This window comes from Planococcus notacanthi (assembly GCF_030407825.1).
Classification (GTDB): domain Bacteria; phylum Bacillota; class Bacilli; order Bacillales_A; family Planococcaceae; genus Planococcus; species Planococcus notacanthi.
This window is the reverse complement of record NZ_JASDCQ010000001.1, coordinates 1247965-1265520: the sequence shown is the minus strand read 5'-3', so window position 1 is coordinate 1265520 and position 17556 is coordinate 1247965. Positions and strand designations below refer to the sequence as shown.

Sequence of the window (17556 nt, the reverse complement as noted above, 5' to 3'; positions counted from 1 at the left end):
TAAGATAAATCGAAGCCGGAATGAGGAATGCAAAATGAAAATCGGTGTAATTGGTGCGATGGAAGAAGAAGTTCAATTATTGAGAAGCAGGCTGGAAAGTCCGCAGACTGAAGAAATCGCTAAATGTGAATTTACTTTAGGTACATACGCAGGCCAGGAAATCGTGTTGTTGAAAAGCGGCATCGGCAAGGTGAATGCTGCAATGTCCACAACTATTCTCCTTCAGCAATACCAGCCGGATATCGTCATCAATATCGGCTCTGCAGGAGGTTTTGACGAAGAACTCGAAGTTGGGGCAGTCGTCATATCGGATGAAGTTCGCCATCACGACGTGGATGTTACAGTCTTCGGCTATGAAATGGGACAAGTCCCTCAATTGCCGGCTGCATTCACTTCGAACGAAGAATTGATTGAACTGGCAATTAAAGCAGTCAAGGAAATGGGACAGCATGATTATGCAGTCGGATTGATCGCAACTGGCGATTCGTTCATGAACGATCCTGAACGTGTTGCTACAGTGCGTGAATATTTCCCAACGATGAAAGCAGCTGAAATGGAAGCGGCCGCGGTTGCACAGGTTTGCTATCAATTCGATGTTGCCTTTGTGGTAATCCGTGCTTTATCAGACATTGCCGGAAAGGAATCATCGGTATCTTTCGATGAGTTCCTGCCAGTGGCAGCTAAACATTCAACGGAAATCGTCTTTAATGTCATCAGCCAATTGGCAGCACGCATTTAAGCTTCCCGAAAGACAACAAAAAAGCTGAGGACGTTTTCTCAACGTCGCTCAGCTTTTTTAAACTTTTCTCAAAGTGAATGTGCTGACCATCAGCAATGAACAAAGGATGAACAGGAACATAAAGACGACCGGTGAAAAAGCTGGCACCCCAAAGTATGAAAGGGTGATGACTGTACCTGCTGCAGTAATCGGCAAACCGGTAAAATAACCTGTCGCATCTGAAATGTTGAAGCGTGCCAGACGGAAAGCGCCGCACGAAATGTAGATAACAGTAAAAACCATTCCGACAAAACCGAAATCTGATAAAACGAGCTGGTACATTAAAATTGCGGGTGCAACACCAAAGGATAATATGTCACTCATTGAATCGAGCTGTTTGCCTAAATCGGATTCCTGATTGAACTTTCTTGCCACCATACCGTCAAAGCGGTCCAAAAAAGCCGCGATAAATATAAATAGCACACTATAGCTATATGATCCATTTAAAGTGGCCATAAGAGAGGCACCACCAAACAGCATATTACCGATTGTAATAATGTTCGCTGTCTGTGACCTCAACTTTTTTATGGTGTGATCCATTCTTTCTGTAATTAACAATGGAAAACACTCCTTCTTTTTTGTAAACTTGTTCACTCTATTATACTGTGAAAGGTAAAAAAATGGTAGACTATTTTAGCAACGGAGGCATCTCTATGAAAAAATATTTGTACCAGCGCTCCATCGAATTGACCAATGGAGCTTATACTTCAAATTTAATCCGCAAATTTGCCCAATCTAAAAACAGCCGCAGATTTATTCCAGGGTATATTAAAGCCTATCAGATTTTAACGGATGATGTTGAAAAACCGTTAGACTCTTTTTCGACTCTCCATGATTTCTTCGTGCGGAAATTGTCGCCGGGGAGCCGCCCAGTCGCTCCGGCACCAGTAGTTTCTCCTGTCGATGGAAAAATTGAAATTGCCGGTGACCTGCATGAAAATGTCCATTTTCTTGTAAAAGGACAGCATTACTCGTTAGCTGACCTTTTAGGGGATAAGGCTTTAGCCGATCGCTATCAGGATGGAAAATACGCAGTGCTTTATTTGTCTCCGGCCGATTACCACCGGATCCACAGCCCTGCTGACGGCAAGGTCAACAGACAGTATGTACTTGGAAAAAAATCCTACCCGGTTAATGCTGCCGGATTACAATATGGCAAAGCGCCGATCAGTGGCAATTACCGAATGGTCACTGAACTCGATACCGCTTTCGGCAATATGCTGGTAGTCAAAGTCGGCGCCATGTTCGTCAATTCCATCAAATTGACCGAGACTGGCGGCGAATGGCAAAAAGGAAACGAAGTGGGGTATTTCAGTTTTGGTTCCACAGTTGTTTTGTTTTTTGAGGCGAACTCCATTGAATTTGTTGAAGATATGTCGAATGGCAATCGGATCAAGGTGGGAGAACCGTTAGGAATTATGGTATAATCAGTAGAATTAAGTTAGGAAAACAGGAGTGGGTTGCCGTGTATCAGAATTTTGTACCAAGCCAATATGTAAAAGACGTTTTTGACATTAAGCCGGAAACATTAATTGAAAAGAATATTAAAGGAATCATTACGGATTTGGATAATACGCTGGTGGAATGGGACCGTCCGGATGCGACGCCAAAATTGATTGAATGGTTGAAATCAATGAAGGAAGCTGGTATTCAAGTCGTCATCGTTTCCAACAACAAGGAATTGCGCGTTAAATCTTTTGCGGATCCTTTAGGTATTCCGTTTATTCACCAGGCACGCAAACCGATGGGCCGCGCTTTCCGCAAGGCGCTTCGGATTATGGAAGCAAAACGCGATCAGGTAGTGGTGATCGGGGATCAGATGCTGACGGATATTTTCGGAGGCAACTTAAATAAGATGCATACGATCCTGGTGTTGCCGGTGGCGCAATCAGATGGGTTTTTCACCCGTTTTAACCGGAGAGTCGAGCGCAGAATCATGAAGAGATTGAAAGAAAAAGGACAATTGATGTGGGAGGAAGAAAATTGAGTGAAATGCCAACATGCATCGGATGCGGTGTACAGATTCAAACTGAAAACAAAGAAGAGGTAGGATATGCTCCGCCGTCTTCATTGGAAAAAGAAGAAATTATTTGCCAACGCTGTTTCCGTTTAAAGAATTACAATGAACTTCAGCCGGTATCGTTGACGGACGATGATTTCCTGCGTATTTTAAATGGATTGGGCGAACGTGATGGACTGATCGTGAAAATCGTCGATATTTTCGACTTCAACGGCAGCTGGCTTCCAGGCCTTCACCGTTTTGTGGGGAATAATGATATTTTGTTAGTTGCCAACAAAGCGGATCTTCTGCCGAAGTCGGTCAAACAACAGAAACTCGTCAATTGGATGAAGCAGGAAGCCAAAAAATTGGGCTTGCACCCAATCGATGTCTTGACGGTCAGTGCCCATAAAGGGACAGGAGTTCCGGAAGCGATGGAAGCCATTGAAAAGTACCGCAAAGGCAAAGACGTTTACGTGGTCGGCTGTACAAACGTTGGGAAATCGACGTTCATCAACCGTGTCATCAAACAGGCGACTGGCCAATCGGATGTCATCACAACGTCACATTTCCCTGGAACGACATTGGATATGATTGAAATTCCTTTGGATGACAAACGTTCATTATTTGATACTCCGGGAATCATCAACCATCACCAATTGGCTCATCATTTAAAGACAGCAGATCTAAAGCAGATCATGCCGAAAAAAGAAATCAAGCCGCGTGTGTTCCAGCTGAATGCCGAGCAGACCTTGTTTGTGGGAGGGTTGGCGCGCTTTGACTTTATTCAAGGGGAGCGTTCATCGTTTACGGTCCATGTTGCCAATGACCTGCCGATACACCGTACGAAATTGGAAAATGCAGATGCCCTCTATGAGCAGCATCTGGGAGATATGCTGGCGCCGCCTTCAGCTGAGTATAAAGACGAATTCCCTGAATTGGTGCGCCATGAATTCCGTGTTAAAGATGCCAAAACAGATATCGTATTTTCCGGGCTTGGCTGGATCACGATTCAGCACGGCAACGCAGTCATTGCTGCCCATGCCCCTAAAGGTGTAGAAGTCATGTTGCGCCCATCGCTGATCTAGGAGGTTTTTGGATGAAGAAATGGTACGCGGTAATCGGTGATCCGATTGCCCACTCCCTATCCCCGTTTATGCATGAAACATGGTTTGACGAGCATGGCATCGATGCGGCCTATATTCCGATCCATGTGGAACCGGAACATTTGGAAAAATCTTTTGAAGCCATGAAAACCTTGGGTATCAGCGGTTTCAATATCACCTTGCCGCATAAGCAGTCCATTGTGCCGTTTCTCGGCAGCCTGGACGAAAGCGCCATGCAGATGAATACGGTCAATACCGTGCATTTTGATGGCAAAGAATTTGTGGGTTCAAATACCGATGGCGATGGTTTTGTCCGGTCATTGCTCGTGCATCCGGTCGATAAGACAGCGAAAGTGTTGCTGATTGGTGCCGGTGGCGCTGCAAGAGGCATCGCTTTTGCATTAAAACGTGCAGGTTTTGCCGATATTACCATCACCAACCGGACATTCCGGAGAGCCGAGGAATTGGCTGCTGAAATCGGTGCCAGCGCTGTGACTCTTTTGGAATCTGAAGAGCGGCTGGCAGAATTCTCTGTTGTCATCCAAACCACTTCAGTCGGTTTGTCGACAGGGGAAGCGTTGCCGATTTCCTTGGAACGGATCAAGGCTGGGACAGTAGCGGCGGATATCATCTACACACCTTTGGTTACCCCTTTTTTAGAAAAAGCAAAAGAAAAAAACTGCGTGACAGTAAACGGAGTCGGCATGTTCGTCTATCAAGGTGCAATTGCATTTGAGAAATGGACGGGCGTTCAGCCGAACACCGAGAAAATGATTCAATTGATCACAGAAAAACTAGGAGGCACTTATGTTAACAACTAAACAAAAAAGCTTTTTGAGAAGCGAAGCACATCATCTTGATCCGATTTTCCAGGTAGGAAAAGGCGGCGTCAATGAAGCGATGCTTGTACAAATCAAAGAAGCATTAGAAAAACGCGAATTGGTAAAAATCAGCATTCTGCAAAACAATGAAGACGGCAAAGATGAAGTGGCGAAAGCTCTTGCAAAAGGCACCAAATCGGAATTGGTCCAATTGATTGGTCATACGGTGGTCCTTTACAAGCAATCGGTCAACAACAAACGAATCGAGCTGCCGGTCAAACGATGAAAAAAGTCGGGATATTGGGCGGAACATTCAATCCACCTCATCTCGGCCATCTGATTATGGCCAGCGAAGCATACCATTCAGCGAAACTGGATGAAGTGCGCTTCATGCCGAATTTTATTGCACCTCATAAAGATGTAGCGGGAGCCAGTGCTGAGCAGCGGCTGGAAATGACACGGCTGGCGATATCCGGCCATCCGCAATTCCGGGTGGAGGAATTCGAAATCAACAGCGGCGGCGTTTCCTATTCGTTTGATACATTGACAAAGCTGACAGAAAAAGAACCGGATGCGGAATTTTACTTCATCATCGGCGGAGATATGGTGGAAGGTTTGCCTTCCTGGTATCGCATCGATGATTTGGTGAAGTTGGTTCGCTTTATTGGAGTCAAGCGCCCGGGGTATAATACAGAAACACCTTATCCGGTCATGATGATCGATTCACCTGAATTGCTGCTGTCATCGACCATGTTGAGAGAACGTGCTGCTGTTGGGCGGCCGCTGGCATTTTTGGTGCCTGACAAAGTGGAAGCATTTATTCGAGAGGAGGGGTTGTATGGAGCCAAGCCAAATGTTGGAGAAAGTTAAAGAACGGCTGCCTGACAATCGTTTTACGCATGTGCTTGGGGTAGTGGATACGGCGATTGAACTGGCAAAGGAATTTAATGTTTCTGAATCCAAAGCTGAAATTGCTGCCATTCTTCACGACGTTGCGAAGTTTTCGGATCGTGACTGGATGAAATCCATCATTGTCTCTGAAGAGATGGACCCGCTCTTGCTTGAATACCATGCGGAACTTTGGCATGCACCGGTTGGCGCTTATTTGGCAACTACCGAATTCGGAGTGGAGGATGAAGATGTCCTGAATGCCATCCGTTACCATACGACGGGGCGCGAAGCGATGTCTGACTTGGAAAAAGTCGTCTATATTGCCGATTTGATCGAGCCCAACCGAAAGTTTTCCGGTGTTGAAGAATTGCGACAATTAAAAGATCGGGGATTGGATGTTATGATGGAAGCCTCGGTTAAACATTCCATCGAATTTTTAGTATCAAAAAATCAACCGGTATTTCCGGATTCACTGAAGTGCTACAACTACTTCGTGCAACAGAAAGGGAAAGTGAAAGAATGACTAAAGAAACTTTACTGCAAGTAGCTTATAATGCTGCGGAAGACAAAAAAGCGGAAGACATCGTTGTCTTGAATATGGAGGGGATTTCGCTTTTGGCTGATTTCTTCGTTATTTGTACAGGGAACTCCGATCGCCAAGTCCAATCGATTGCAAAAGAAATCATGGACAAAGCACACGAAGAAGGCCACGAAGTGAAAAGTGTTGAAGGATTCGATTCAGCACGCTGGATCCTTGTTGACCTTGGAGATGTGGTAGCCCACGTTTTCCATAAAGACGAACGCTCGTACTATAACCTTGAACGCCTGTGGAGAGAAGCTCCGCAAATGGAAATATGAAATACGGAAAATTTGCCGCAGTCTATGATGGACTGATGGAAGATATTCCTTATGAAAAGTATGTGGAGTGGGTCGCTTCCCACGTCCCGTCCGGCAAATTGCTGGACGTGGCGTGCGGAACCGGCACATTGTCACAGCTTTTTGCTGAAATGGGCTATGAAGTGACCGCAAGCGATTTGTCTGAAGACATGCTGACGGTCGCCAATCAACGGTTTCAAGAAGCAAACCAGTCTATTCCGGTGCTTCAATTGTCCATGGACAACTTGGAAGGGCTTGCCGGTTTCGATATCGTCACGATTGCAATCGATTCCTTAAATTATCTGCAGAGCGGCGAACAGGTCCGGCAGACGTTCAGGGAAGCTTATGAAGCCTTGAACTCAGGAGGCCATTTTTTCTTTGATGTGCATTCCGTTTTCAAAGTGGATAAAGTTTATATGGACAGTCCGTTTGTTTATGATGCAGAGGAAATCGCTTATATTTGGCATACCGAGCCTGGAGAGGCAGAACATAGTGTGATTCATGACATGACTTTTTTTGTCCGCCAGAATGGCTTGTTTGAGCGCTTCGAAGAAACGCATGAACAGATGACTTTCCCGGTGGATGTTTACATCAAGTGGCTGGAAGAAGCCGGATTTTCCATAGAATCGATTACAGCCGATTTTTCGGATCAGGCTCCAGATGAAGAAAGTGAACGCATTTTCTTTTATGCTAAAAAATAAACAAGAATTCTACTCAGCCTCCTGCACAATGCAGGGGGCTTTTTTCTATTTCGAAAAGGATGGACAAGTGAAATGGAATTAATATATAATTCAAACAGCTTCTATTTAATTGCCTTCTGAAGAAACGAGGAATGCCAGCTGAAACTTTCCCAGCTTCAGAATAAAACCGCATGGCTGTTGATCCCCGCTGCCGTCATTGCGCTGCTGTTGATTTATTTTTTATTTCCTCAAGGAAACCCTGAAAAAACTCCTGTTCCTTCTCTAGAACTGATCAACGCTGAATCCCCTCAGCAGACAGAAACTCCTGAAAACGAAGACCCTGTAATCGAATCTACTGTAATGATTGATATGAAAGGCCAAGTGGCCAATCCCGGCGTTTATGAGCTCGCGCCAGGCTCTCGTATGCAGGATGCTATAGACGCAGCTGGTGGATTTACGTCTGAAGCCGACAGCCGCGCCATCAATTTGGCATTGATTGTTGCTGATGAAACCAGTTTATACGTACCGGCGGCCGGTGAAGAAATCGTCCTGCCCGCATTGGAACAGACAGCTTCAGCGGGCAGCAGCAGCTTGATCAACATCAATCAGGCAACTGAAACCGAGTTGATGGAGTTGCCGGGCATCGGCCCTTCCAAAGCCGCTGCGATCCTTGCTTACCGGGAAGAAGCCGGCAGCTTCAAAACACCGGAGGAATTGACCGAAGTCTCAGGCATCGGCGATAAAACCTTCGAACAATTAAAAGAGTTGATCACCACTAAATAACGGAACCGGCTTGAAAAGACGGTTGACGAAACGACTGCCTCTGCTACACTTATTTTAACTACACTTGCAGGAGGCAATTAGATGAAGCGAATAACTTGGGATCAATTCTTCATGGCGCAAAGCCATTTACTGGCACTTAGAAGTACTTGTACACGTCTGTCGGTCGGAGCGACCATTGTGCGCGACCGCAGAATCATGGCCGGCGGTTATAACGGATCGATTTCAGGCGGCGACCATTGCATCGATAAAGGCTGTTATGTCGTCGATGGGCATTGTGTCCGTACCATCCATGCAGAAATGAATGCACTGTTGCAATGCGCCAAATACGGCGTCAGCGTAAATGGCGCCGACATGTATGTCAGTCATTTCCCGTGTCTGCAATGTACCAAGTCGATCATTCAGTCAGGCATTTCCCGTCTGTATTACGCAACTGACTACAAAAATCACGAATACGCCATTGAATTACTGGAACAGGCTGGTGTGGAAGTGGTGCAAGTGGTATTCGATGAGCGTAAAATCGACTTTTTAAGTGTCGAAAAGTCAGCTCTATACATGGAGCTGCTGGAAAAATTACGTGAAAAAGGCGGAAGCGAGGAAGAATTGGCCCATTATAATGAACGGGTGAACCAATTATTCGGAGAAGTCGAAGTGTAACAGCCAATCTATTTTTGTACCTGGCAACTGCTACAGCTCTTGCCACATATGCAGCGCATGAAACACCGGTTCAACTCGTGTTCATGGCGCTGCTTTTTGGTTGGATGTGCTGTAAAAGAGAAAGCCTAATGCTTATTCTCAGTATCTTTTTAGTTGCTGGCGCGATTTACCTTTTGCAGGATTTCCGGAGCCAGGACCATTTTGATTACTCGCTTCCCTATTCGGGTGAACTGACATTCCGTGCAGGATCAGCTGTCGATGGTGACAGCCTAAGAGGCTTTGCGGTAATCGCGGATGGGACGGTCGTCTATGCCCGTTATCGAATAGCTTCGGAAGAGCGAAAAAATCAGCTGGAAGGCCTGGTGGACCGGTCGGACTTTCTGGTAAAGGGGGTATTTGAGGTTCCGTCACCGCCTTCCCATCGTTATTCGTTCAATATGGAAGAATATCTGATCCACAATGGAGCTTCCCAGTTACTGGTTGTTCAGTCGATTGAAGGCATCAGCGAAAACGATTCGTGGTTTACAGGGCTGTTGGGGAGGCGTGATGCACTCAAGCGCCATATCCGTGAACATTTTCCCGAAAGCTTGTCAGTGGAAGCGGAAGCGCTGCTGATCGGGGAGCGGGAAAACATGGACCCGGAAGATCAACGCATTTATCAAACGCTTGGAATTTCTCATCTGTTTGCCATTTCGGGATTGCATGTGGGAATCGCATCAGGGATGCTGTATTTCATCCTTACCCGCCTGCATGTCCGAAAAGAGTCGGCTACAGTCATTCTGCTCATCATTCTGCCGCTTTACGCAGTCATGGCTGGTGGTGCCCCTTCAGTTTGGCGGGCTGTCAGCATGGTAACTCTTGTATTGGCAGGAAAGTTGCTTGGATTCCGGTTGCCTATTGCAAATGTTATGTTAACTAGTATGATTCTTTTGCTGTTATGGGATCCGTATGTCCTCTTCAAAATTGGGTTCCAACTGTCCTATGGCGCGACATTCGGTATTATATACTCGCTAAAATTGTTGAGGGGAATCCAGTCTGCTTTGAAAACGGGATTTGTCATCACCTTCATATCTCAAGTGACCTTGTATCCGTTGCTGCTGTTTCATTTTTATGAATTGTCTCTGTCTGCATTCCTGGTGAATAGCCTGTTTGTCCCGCTGTTCACCTTGCTGATTCTGCCGATGAATTTTTTGCTGTTGTTTCTGACTCTGCTGTGCCGACCGGCGGCAGATTTCATGTTTTATTTTTACGAACCTTTGCGTGGGCTGGTTGGGCAATTAATGCTGTGGCTGGCGGATTTGCCTTATCAATTATGGAATCCTGGAAAGCCGGGAGTTCTGGCCGTCTGTTTGCTCATTGCCAGTGTTTATGTATTTTATTGTGTTGCAGAGTTAGGGTTCCATTGGCGCCAATTGTTGATTTTGATCGTTCCGGCCCTGCTTTTCACAGCGTTGCCTTATTTGGATCCGCGTTTGAAAGTGACATTTTTGGACGTTGGCCAAGGGGACAGTGCAGTAATTGAATTGCCTTACCGGGAAGCGGTCTATTTGATCGACAGCGGGGGCTTGCTGCGATTCGATACTGAAGCTTTTAAGGAGAAGAAGCGACCTTACGAAATTGGCAGGCAGGTTGTAGCACCTTATTTAAAGGGGAGTGGAATCTCTTCACTGGATCTGTTCATCATTTCGCATCCGGATGCCGATCACGCAGAAGGAGCAGAGGAGATTTTCAAGCTGTTTCCTATTGATCAGTTGCATTTGACGCCAGGGTCAGCGGCGAACGCGTTGATGGTCGAACTGGCTCCTGATGCGGCGCAGACGGAAGTGGCATTTCCAGCTAAGGGATCAAACTGGACCGTAGGACAAACGCACTTTGCGTATCTGTCGCCGGATGATGAGGAGTACGAAGGCAATAATGATTCCTTGGTATTGCTGATGAAAACGGGCGATTACCGAATTTTGTTTACGGGAGACCTGGAAGCGGAAGGCGAAGCGCGTCTGCTGGAGTCTTACGAACCTGATCTTGCCGGGCTGACAGTATTGAAAGTCGGTCATCATGGCAGCAAAACATCCAGCAGCGAAGGCTTCCTGGCTGCCCTCAAGCCTGCACTGTCGATATTTTCGACGGGTGCTGATAACCGTTACGGACATCCGAGCCTGGAAGTGGTCGAGCGCTTTAGTGAATTGGAACTCCGTACATTGAACACTGCTGAAAACGGCACCATCCGGCTGTTATATAATGATGGACAGGTGGAGTTGGAGACTATGCGTTGACTGATGTATTGAGCAACAAAAAAAGGTTCCGGATATGAAACTCCGGAACCTTTTTTGATTTAATTACCGTGCAGCGAACTGTACAAGTCCAGCGATGATAAAGATAAGGGCGAAAAATCCAAAGGATACGACAAAGCCCATTCCCGCGTCGATTGCATCGTTACGTTTGGACTGTACATTCTGTTCAAATTCATTCATTGAAATCCCTCCTAATTCCTTCTAATTATAAGCGAAGTCTGAATAAAAATCTAGATTGAAGTGGACTTTAACAAACGAATTTCTGCGCTGACACATAACTGTCAAATACCCAAATGGGCAAAAATCCGATATAGTAGAGAGAGGGAGGCTGATACGATGATTACATCCGTGTGGAAATCCATACGCAGCGGGCAAATAGACCCTGTTTATCTCATAGTGGGAACAGAAAGCTATTTCATTGAAAAAACATTGGACTTATTAAAAGATAAATTAACGGACGGCGGGGAATTGGAACTGACATTTTTTGATTTGGATGAAGTTCCTGTTGACCACGTCATCGATGAAGCGGATACCATTCCTTTCTTCAGCGACCGAAAGCTCATAATCGCTCGCAATGCTTCGTTCCTGAAGGCGGCGGAACGCGGCAAGGAAAAGATCAATCATGACTTGAAGGCTTTGGAAGCGTGGCTTGAAAATCCACCGGGCAGTTCTGTGACGATTTTTGTTGCACCTTATGAAAAGCTGGATGAGCGGAAAAAAGTCACCAAGCTGATGAAACAGCATACCGTTCTGGTGGAAGCGAAATCTTTGCAGACAAATGATCTGGAAAGCTGGCTGATGCATGAAGCGAAAAGTTTTGGAAAAGGCATCGATTTGAAAGCGGCGCAGCGGCTGATGGAAATGGCAGGCACCAATCTGACCCTGCTGTCTTCGGAAATTGAGAAGATGTCGTTGTACCTTGGTGCAGCGGAAGGCGATATCACGGTAGACCTTGTAGAAAGAATGACTGCGCGGACGCTCGAACAGGATGCCTTCAAAATGCTGCAATCTTATTTGGACGGCGATGTCAGCGGCGCACTCAGTGTCTATTATGATTTGTTGAGGCAAAAAGAAGAACCTGTGGCGCTGACGGCTTTGCTGGCTTCGCAGATTCGCTTCATGATCCAAGTCTATTACTTGCAGAAAAAAGGCTATCATGCGCAGCAGATCTCCAAACAATTGAAAGCCCATCCGTACCGCGTCAAGCTGCTGGTGGAAAAGCGCCAACAGATTTCCGAGAAGCGGCTGCTTCAAGTATTGGGGGATTTGGCGGCGATCGATCTGCAGCTGAAGACAGTCAGCGGCAACCGTGAGCGCATCCTGGAATTTTTCCTGATGAAGCGCGCGTCTCAAATGAAACGTTAACATGCATAGAAAAAAAGCCGGTTCCTCTGGAGGAACCGGCTTTTTAAAAGGTTTTACGCTTTTTTCATCAAGCTCGATTTTTTACGAGCTGCAGTGTTTTTATGGATCAAGCCTTTAGAAGCCGCTTTTTCCACCTGTTTAATCGCAGCTTTTACAGAATCGCTAGCGTTATCGTCTTTGTTAGTCAAAGCTGTTTCAGCTTTCTTAATAGAAGAACGCATTGCTGATTTCACATGTGAGTTTTGAGCGTTTTTTATTTCGTTCGTGCGCACACGTTTGATTGCAGATTTAATGTTTGGCATATCTTTCACCTCCTAGACAATATGTAAGAGGGGAAATCATCCCAACTCTTTAATGTCTCTATACAACAAGAGTTATTTTATCAAATCAACGACAGGAATGCAATAGTTACGTGCAAAGAAGTTTCACTTGACACTGAAATGATTTCTTGGGCTTTCATTGCTCAATCCGTGCTGTACTGCTATAATTCATAGTAGTTTATTTAGGAGTGAAGAGAATGAATAATGAGGAAAGATTATCCCGTCAAAGCAAAATCCGCAACTTCTCAATTATTGCGCATATTGACCACGGCAAGTCTACGCTTGCTGACCGAATTTTAGAAAAGACGGAAGCGCTGACTTCCCGTGAAATGAAAGCACAGTCACTGGATTCCATGGATCTTGAACGGGAACGCGGCATTACCATCAAATTAAATGCTGTCCAGCTGAATTATAAAGCCAAAGACGGAGAAATCTATATTATGCATTTGATCGACACACCGGGCCATGTCGACTTCACTTACGAAGTATCGCGCAGCCTGGCCGCCTGTGAAGGCGCTGTACTGGTTGTCGATGCGGCTCAAGGCATAGAAGCCCAGACTTTAGCGAACGTTTACTTGGCATTGGACAATGACTTGGAAATCCTGCCAGTTATCAATAAAATCGATTTGCCTGCTGCCGATCCGGAGCGTGTTCGCCAGGAAATCGAAGATGTTATCGGATTGGATGCTTCTGAAGCTGTATTGGCTTCAGCAAAAGCGGGAATCGGCATCGAGGATATTCTTGAACAGATTGTCGAAAAAGTTCCTGCACCAACAGGCGACCCGAATGCGCCGTTAAAAGCATTGATCTTTGACTCCCTTTACGATCCATACCGTGGCGTCGTCGCTTATATCCGGATTGTGGAAGGAACTGTGAAGCCTGGAGACCGCATCCAGATGATGGCTTCCGGAAAAGAATTTGAAGTGATTGAAGCAGGGGTTTTCACTCCTCATGCAACGCTTCGTAATGAATTGACAGTTGGCGATGTCGGATTTTTGACCGCTGCCATCAAAAATGTCGGCGATTCCACCGTCGGAGATACCATTACATTGGCCAATAACCCGGCAAAAGAAGCATTGCCAGGTTATCGCCGTTTGAATCCGATGGTTTATTGCGGATTGTATCCGATCGATACATCCAAATACAACGACTTGCGTGATGCGCTGGAGAAATTGGAGTTGAACGATGCCGCTCTGCAGTTTGAACCGGAATCTTCCCAGGCGCTTGGCTTTGGTTACCGTTGTGGTTTCCTCGGCTTGTTGCATATGGAAATCATTCAGGAACGCATCGAGCGTGAATTCAACATTGATTTGATCACAACAGCACCAAGTGTAATCTACGACGTACACATGACGGACGGGGAAATCCTGAAAATCGATAACCCTGCCATGATGCCGGACGCGCAGAAAATCCAAATGGTTGAAGAACCTTATGTGAAAGCGACTGTCATGGTCCCGAATGATTATGTCGGCGCAGTTATGGAAATCTGCCAGCGCAAGCGAGGCAATTTCATGACAATGGATTATGTCGACGACACACGTGTCAGCATCATCTATGAGCTGCCGCTTGCTGAAATCGTCTATGATTTCTTTGATCAGCTCAAATCGGGAACAAAAGGCTACGCTTCATTTGATTATGAATTGATCGGCTACAAAGAGTCGAAACTTGTGAAGATGGATATTCTACTGAATTCCGAACAAGTCGACGCCTTAAGCTTTATCGTCCATCGTGATTTTGCCTATGAACGCGGCAAAGTGATCGTTGATAAGTTGAGAAGCCTGATCCCGCGCCAGCAGTTCGAAGTGCCGATCCAAGCCGCCATCGGCCAGAAGATTGTTGCACGCCAGACCATCAGTGCCATGCGCAAAAACGTTCTTGCCAAGTGTTACGGCGGGGATATCTCCCGAAAACGCAAACTTTTGGACAAGCAAAAAGAAGGTAAAAAACGCATGAAGCAAGTTGGATCTGTTGAAGTTCCACAAGAAGCATTCATGGCGATCCTGAAAATGGATGACCAATCAAAATAAACGGAAAAAAGGGGGCGGGAATTTCAGCCTCCTTTTCTTATTAGAAAAGAGGAAATAAAATGGTTAAAGGATTGTATATCCATATTCCATTCTGCCACCAGATCTGCTTTTACTGTGATTTCAATAAAGTCTTTTTCAAAGACCAGCCCGTAGATGCCTATATCGATTCTGTCGGGAAGGAGCTGGCTTTATGGAAAGAACAAGGAGCACTTGACCAGCCGCTTGAAACGATTTTTCTGGGAGGCGGCACGCCAACTTCGCTGACACCTGTTCAGCTGGAGAAGCTGTTGTCCTATATCCACCGCTATGTGCCGATGGCAGACGACTTGGAATGGACTTCAGAAGCCAATCCGGATGAACTGACACGCGACAAAATGCAGGTATTGTTTGACGGAGGCGTCAACCGTTTGAGCATGGGCGTCCAGTCATTTGATGAAGACCTGCTGAAACGGCTTGGCCGGACACACAGCAATACCGATGTTGGGCGGGCGGTCGAATCGGCGCGCCAAGTCGGCTTCAAAAACTTGAGTTTTGATTTGATGTACGGGCTGCCGGGCCAGAGCATGCAGCAATGGGAAGATACGCTCGCACAGGCATTCGCTTTCGACTTGCCGCATTTCTCCGCATACTCGCTGATCATTGAACCGAAGACTGTCTTCTACAACTTGATGACAAAAGGCAAGTTGAATACTGTCACAGAAGATTTGGAAGCGGATATGTACGAACGGTTGATGAATGAAATGGACGGCCGGGGACTGAAACAGTATGAAATCTCCAACTTCGCGCGCCCAGGCCATGAGTCCCGGCATAACCTCCTGTATTGGGACAATGTTGAATACATTGGTGTTGGAGCAGGCGCGCATGGTTATGTAGACGGCGTCCGTTATTCGAATGCCGGACCGTTGAAAAAATACATGGAACCGCTGGATTCAGGCCAACGCCCGATCCTCAATACACACGAAGTGCCGGTCCACGAAAAAATGGAAGAGGAAATGTTTTTAGGGTTGCGGAAGACAAATGGTGTATCACTGCTGCATTTCCAGGATAAGTTCCAAAAACCGATACAGGATGTATATGGCAGCATATTGGAAAAGGAAATCGAAAAGGAAAATTTGGAGATCGCCGGAGACTTTGTCCGGTTGACCAGAAAAGGCCGATTTGTCGGCAACGAAGTATTTGAACAATTTTTATTGGCATAGGGGTCTTGCGTTGACAAGGGTCGTTATATTTGTTAATTTTAATGTAGTATTAGCACTCGGGTACTTAGAGTGCTAACAGAGGTGATGATCATGTTAACAGAACGGCAACTGCTCATCTTAAAGGTGACAGTGGATGATTATATTCAATCAGCTCAGCCGGTAGGATCGAACCAACTCTCCAAGAAGCCTGGGATTTCCTATAGTTCGGCAACCATCCGCAACGAGATGGCCGAGCTTGAAAGAATGGGCTTCCTGGAAAAAACCCATACGTCTTCCGGACGCATTCCTTCCGAAAAGGGGTACCGCTATTATGTCGATCACCTGCTGACGCCAAGGCCATTGCCGCAACAGGATATCGTGCAATTGCGTTCCATCTTTGAAGAAAAATTGACAGAGACTGAAGAAATCATTAAGCGCTCGGCGATGATTCTTTCGGAGTTGACCAATTACACATCCATTCTTTTGGGGCCTGATGTGCGCATGCATATCGTTAAGAAATTGTCGATCGTGCCGTTGACGGAAAATGCTGCGGTTGCGATTATCGTAACCGATTCGGGGCATGTGGAGAATCGCGTGTTTTCCATTCCGCCTGGTCTTAACCCATCAGATATTGAGAAGATGGCCAATATCCTCAATGAACGGCTGGTTGGCGTCTCACTGAACAACCTGCATCTGCGGTTGGAACAGGAAACGCTGATGATCTTAAAACAGCATGTTGAACACTATGGCGAATTATTCCATACGTTCAGAAAAGCGGTTTTATTGCCGCATGAAGATGAAAACGTCTTTTACGGTGGGAAATTGAACATCCTCAAGCAACCTGATTTTCACGATCTCCAGAAAATCAGAAATTTGATGGATGTTATGGAAGAAGCCAAGCATATTCCGATGATCTTGCCAGTGGGAAGCCAAGGCCTCCACATCCGCATCGGCTCGGAAAATACGCTGTCGGCAATGGAAGATTGCAGTGTCATTACGGTGTCGTACGATATCGGTGAAGAACAAACAGGGTCAATTGCCATAATCGGGCCAAAACGAATGGATTACAAACGTATTGTTTCCATATTGGACCTATTAAGCGGTGATTTATCGAAAGAGTTGACCCGCATGTTTAAAGGAACGTGAACAAAGGAGGAATAGACTTGTCAAAAAAAAATGAACCATTAAAAACTGAAGAACAAGATATGGCTGAAGAAGTGGAAGAAAAAGCGAAAGCGCCTGTTGCTGAAGAGGAAACAGAATTCGCGGATACAGAAACTCCGGAAGTCGACCTTTCCGCTGAGCAAGAGGAAGAAACGGTTGACGAAGCTGAAGAGCTGCGCAAACAGTTGGAAGCAGAACAGAACAAATATTTGCGCCTGCTTGCCGATTATGATAATTTCAAACGGCGTACGCAAATAGACAAAGATTTAGCCAATAAATTCCGCTCTCAATCCCTGCTGTCAGATATCCTGCCAGTTTTGGATAATTTCGAGCGTGCATTATCGCTTCAAACCACCAGCGAAGAATCGGCTTCTGTAATGAAGGGTGTCGAAATGGTCCAAAAATCCTTGATTGAAGCTGTCAGCCGCGAAGGCTTGGAAGAAATCAAGGCGGTTGGCGAACCTTTCGACCCGAATTTCCATCAGGCAGTCATGCAGGAAAAAGATGATTCCGCTGAACCGGGAACTGTCCTGCAGGAATTGCAAAAAGGCTATATCCTAAAAGGACGCGTTCTCCGTCCGGCAATGGTAAAAGTAAACGAATAAAAAATTATTGGAGGAATT

General features: G+C 46.0%; 21 protein-coding genes. 18 read left to right on the top strand and 3 right to left on the bottom strand.

Going from position 1 to position 17556, the window contains the following annotated elements:
• Nucleotides 1-34: 34 nt before the first annotated feature.
• On the top strand, nucleotides 35-739 hold the full coding sequence (gene mtnN / locus QMA01_RS06210) for a 5'-methylthioadenosine/S-adenosylhomocysteine nucleosidase (RefSeq protein ID WP_290214535.1): 705 nt from the start codon (nucleotides 35-37) through the stop codon (nucleotides 737-739).
• Nucleotides 740-796: 57 nt separating this feature from the next.
• Here the strand turns inward: mtnN and pssA are convergent, their stop codons facing one another.
• Nucleotides 797-1336, bottom strand: coding sequence for a CDP-diacylglycerol--serine O-phosphatidyltransferase (gene pssA, locus QMA01_RS06205; RefSeq protein WP_203339805.1), 540 nt, complete (start codon nucleotides 1334-1336; stop codon nucleotides 797-799).
• 95 nt (nucleotides 1337-1431) lie between these two features.
• Here pssA and QMA01_RS06200 point away from each other — a divergent pair, with 95 nt between their 5' ends.
• From QMA01_RS06200 to QMA01_RS06145, 12 genes are all read left to right on the top strand, one after another.
• Complete coding sequence (locus QMA01_RS06200; RefSeq protein WP_191715919.1) at nucleotides 1432-2205, top strand: phosphatidylserine decarboxylase; 774 nt, start codon at nucleotides 1432-1434, stop codon at nucleotides 2203-2205.
• A 38-nt stretch (nucleotides 2206-2243) separates the two neighbouring features.
• Entirely contained in the window at nucleotides 2244-2765 is a 522-nt protein-coding gene (locus QMA01_RS06195) for a YqeG family HAD IIIA-type phosphatase (protein ID WP_191715918.1), read from the top strand.
• Complete coding sequence (gene yqeH / locus QMA01_RS06190) at nucleotides 2762-3865, top strand: ribosome biogenesis GTPase YqeH (protein WP_191715917.1); 1104 nt, start codon at nucleotides 2762-2764, stop codon at nucleotides 3863-3865. The genes QMA01_RS06195 and yqeH overlap by 4 nt, the downstream gene beginning before the upstream one ends.
• An 11-nt stretch (nucleotides 3866-3876) precedes the next feature.
• Entirely contained in the window at nucleotides 3877-4704 is an 828-nt protein-coding gene (gene aroE / locus QMA01_RS06185) for a shikimate dehydrogenase (protein WP_191715916.1), read from the top strand.
• Nucleotides 4691-4990 carry a ribosome assembly RNA-binding protein YhbY gene (gene yhbY, locus QMA01_RS06180; protein ID WP_191715915.1) on the top strand — a complete coding sequence of 100 codons (300 nt, stop codon included), beginning with the start codon at nucleotides 4691-4693 and terminating at the stop codon, nucleotides 4988-4990. The genes aroE and yhbY overlap by 14 nt, the downstream gene beginning before the upstream one ends.
• Complete coding sequence (locus tag QMA01_RS06175; protein ID WP_203339807.1) at nucleotides 4987-5574, top strand: nicotinate-nucleotide adenylyltransferase; 588 nt, start codon at nucleotides 4987-4989, stop codon at nucleotides 5572-5574. Before yhbY ends, QMA01_RS06175 begins: the two co-directional genes overlap by 4 nt.
• On the top strand, nucleotides 5543-6118 hold the full coding sequence (gene yqeK, locus QMA01_RS06170; protein WP_203339808.1) for a bis(5'-nucleosyl)-tetraphosphatase (symmetrical) YqeK: 576 nt from the start codon (nucleotides 5543-5545) through the stop codon (nucleotides 6116-6118). Before QMA01_RS06175 ends, yqeK begins: the two co-directional genes overlap by 32 nt.
• Nucleotides 6115-6453, top strand: a complete 339-nt coding sequence (gene rsfS / locus QMA01_RS06165) for a ribosome silencing factor (protein WP_142827773.1) — start codon at nucleotides 6115-6117, stop codon at nucleotides 6451-6453. Before yqeK ends, rsfS begins: the two co-directional genes overlap by 4 nt.
• A complete protein-coding gene (locus QMA01_RS06160; protein WP_290214534.1) occupies nucleotides 6450-7172 on the top strand; it encodes a class I SAM-dependent DNA methyltransferase in 723 nt (240 codons plus the stop codon). Before rsfS ends, QMA01_RS06160 begins: the two co-directional genes overlap by 4 nt.
• Nucleotides 7173-7349: 177 nt before the next feature.
• Nucleotides 7350-7934, top strand: coding sequence for a helix-hairpin-helix domain-containing protein (locus QMA01_RS06155; protein ID WP_290214533.1), 585 nt, complete (start codon nucleotides 7350-7352; stop codon nucleotides 7932-7934).
• Nucleotides 7935-8015: 81 nt separating this feature from the next.
• Nucleotides 8016-8588, top strand: coding sequence for a ComE operon protein 2 (locus QMA01_RS06150; protein WP_203339810.1), 573 nt, complete (start codon nucleotides 8016-8018; stop codon nucleotides 8586-8588).
• A 128-nt stretch (nucleotides 8589-8716) separates the two neighbouring features.
• Nucleotides 8717-10861, top strand: coding sequence for a DNA internalization-related competence protein ComEC/Rec2 (locus QMA01_RS06145; protein WP_290214532.1), 2145 nt, complete (start codon nucleotides 8717-8719; stop codon nucleotides 10859-10861).
• A gap of 63 nt (nucleotides 10862-10924) precedes the next feature.
• On the opposite strand, the gene QMA01_RS06140 is transcribed toward QMA01_RS06145, so the two are convergent.
• Nucleotides 10925-11059 (bottom strand): YqzM family protein, encoded by a 135-nt coding sequence (locus QMA01_RS06140; RefSeq protein WP_008431587.1) that lies wholly within the window; start codon nucleotides 11057-11059, stop codon nucleotides 10925-10927.
• 156 nt (nucleotides 11060-11215) lie between these two features.
• On the opposite strand from QMA01_RS06140, the gene holA reads away from it, so the two are divergent.
• On the top strand, nucleotides 11216-12244 hold the full coding sequence (gene holA / locus QMA01_RS06135) for a DNA polymerase III subunit delta (RefSeq protein WP_191715910.1): 1029 nt from the start codon (nucleotides 11216-11218) through the stop codon (nucleotides 12242-12244).
• Between the two features lie 53 nt (nucleotides 12245-12297).
• Here holA and rpsT read toward each other — a convergent pair whose 3' ends face one another.
• Nucleotides 12298-12546, bottom strand: a complete 249-nt coding sequence (gene rpsT, locus QMA01_RS06130; protein ID WP_290214531.1) for a 30S ribosomal protein S20 — start codon at nucleotides 12544-12546, stop codon at nucleotides 12298-12300.
• A 215-nt stretch (nucleotides 12547-12761) separates the two neighbouring features.
• On the opposite strand from rpsT, the gene lepA reads away from it, so the two are divergent.
• From lepA to grpE, 4 genes are all read left to right on the top strand, one after another.
• Nucleotides 12762-14591, top strand: coding sequence for a translation elongation factor 4 (lepA, locus tag QMA01_RS06125; RefSeq protein WP_203339811.1), 1830 nt, complete (start codon nucleotides 12762-12764; stop codon nucleotides 14589-14591).
• A 59-nt stretch (nucleotides 14592-14650) separates the two neighbouring features.
• Nucleotides 14651-15790 (top strand): radical SAM family heme chaperone HemW, encoded by a 1140-nt coding sequence (gene hemW, locus QMA01_RS06120; RefSeq protein ID WP_290214530.1) that lies wholly within the window; start codon nucleotides 14651-14653, stop codon nucleotides 15788-15790.
• 90 nt (nucleotides 15791-15880) lie between these two features.
• Complete coding sequence (gene hrcA, locus QMA01_RS06115) at nucleotides 15881-16915, top strand: heat-inducible transcriptional repressor HrcA (protein WP_191715906.1); 1035 nt, start codon at nucleotides 15881-15883, stop codon at nucleotides 16913-16915.
• Between the two features lie 17 nt (nucleotides 16916-16932).
• Nucleotides 16933-17538 (top strand): nucleotide exchange factor GrpE, encoded by a 606-nt coding sequence (gene grpE / locus QMA01_RS06110; protein WP_225218540.1) that lies wholly within the window; start codon nucleotides 16933-16935, stop codon nucleotides 17536-17538.
• The last annotated feature ends 18 nt before the right edge of the window (nucleotides 17539-17556 follow it).